The organism is Cobetia sp. (assembly GCF_983723665.1).
This window is the reverse complement of record NZ_CFDJES010000140.1, coordinates 5969-7157: the sequence shown is the minus strand read 5'-3', so window position 1 is coordinate 7157 and position 1189 is coordinate 5969. Positions and strand designations below refer to the sequence as shown.

Annotated in this window: 2 protein-coding genes; one reads left to right on the top strand and one right to left on the bottom strand. The window is 59.6% G+C overall.

The features are described 5' to 3' along the window. Nucleotides 1-52: 52 nt before the first annotated feature. A complete protein-coding gene (locus tag AC4FAH_RS12270; RefSeq protein ID WP_267895301.1) occupies nt 53-178 on the bottom strand; it encodes a hypothetical protein in 126 nt (41 codons plus the stop codon). A gap of 340 nt (nt 179-518) precedes the next feature. On the opposite strand from AC4FAH_RS12270, the gene AC4FAH_RS12265 reads away from it, so the two are divergent. Next, nucleotides 519-1189: haloacid dehalogenase type II (locus tag AC4FAH_RS12265; protein WP_490246110.1), on the top strand; the 671-nt coding region annotated here is incomplete at its 3' end.

Genomic DNA, 1189 nt, shown 5'->3' with positions numbered 1-1189 from the left:
ACCCTGGAGGGTGGGTTTTACGTGAATCCCTTCGGCTGTTACCGCCAGCAGATCATTTCATCTTGCGCGCCGAATCATCCTGCTCGATACGGGTCAGTAGCCTGTCAAAGACGCCAGTCGCCAACAGCACAAAGGTGACGGCCAAGCCAAGCCCCATCCAGATAGCGATATTGCTCATTGTCCCTTACCCCTGCTGTTTTCTTGGTTTTTTCAGCCCTTCTGCGACGCAATATGGCGTAAATTCAATGTTTGTACAACATTTGATCATGAAAATATCGAGCGCCGTCAGACGCTGAGGCTGTCGCTGCCATTCCAGACCTTTGACCGGCGTCATCACACTGCCAACGGCCATGATTTGAGCAATCGCTCAACAACGGGTAGTCTTGCGTCATGAAGAAAGTGACGCGGGCTTGCCAGCGCTGATCCGCTGGCACTGCCCCCCCCCCTGACGCTACACGTCGGCCTGCTACCTCGCTTCGCGCCCACTGCATGTCTGAAATATCACCCCAGGAGTCATCATGTCTGACACGACCTTTCCCGACGTACTGGTATTCGACGTCAACGAGACACTGCTCGACATCACCACTCTCTCGCCGTTGTTCTCACGCGTGTTCGGTGATGAAAGCGTGTTGCGCGAATGGTTCGCACAGCTGGTGCTGTACTCGCAGACCATGACGCTCTCACAACGCTATACCCACTTCGGGGCGCTCGGCGTGGGCGCCCTCAAGATGGTCGCCGACATCCATCAGGTCAGACTCGCGGATGACGATATCGATGAGCTCAAGTCGCGCATGGCCGAGATGCCGGCCCATCCCGATGTCGCCCCGGCGCTTGAGCGTCTCAAGCAGGCCGGTTTCCGCCTGGTGACGCTGACCAATTCCCCCGCAGGCGCCTCCCCGACGCCGCTGGAGAAGGCCGGTATCAGCGAGGCCTTCGAGCAGCACTTCAGCGTCGACAGCGTCAAGCAGTTCAAGCCGGCACCGGCCACCTATCAGCATGTCGCTGAGCAGCTCGACGTCGAACTGGGCGACATGTGCATGATCGCCTGCCATGTGTGGGACACCATTGGTGCCCAGGCCGCCGGCATGCAGGGCGCCCTGCTGACGCGCCCGCACAATGCCGTGCTGCCCGCCGAGAATGTGCCGACCCCGGACTTCATCGCCGCGGAGCTGATGACCCTGGCGGACCA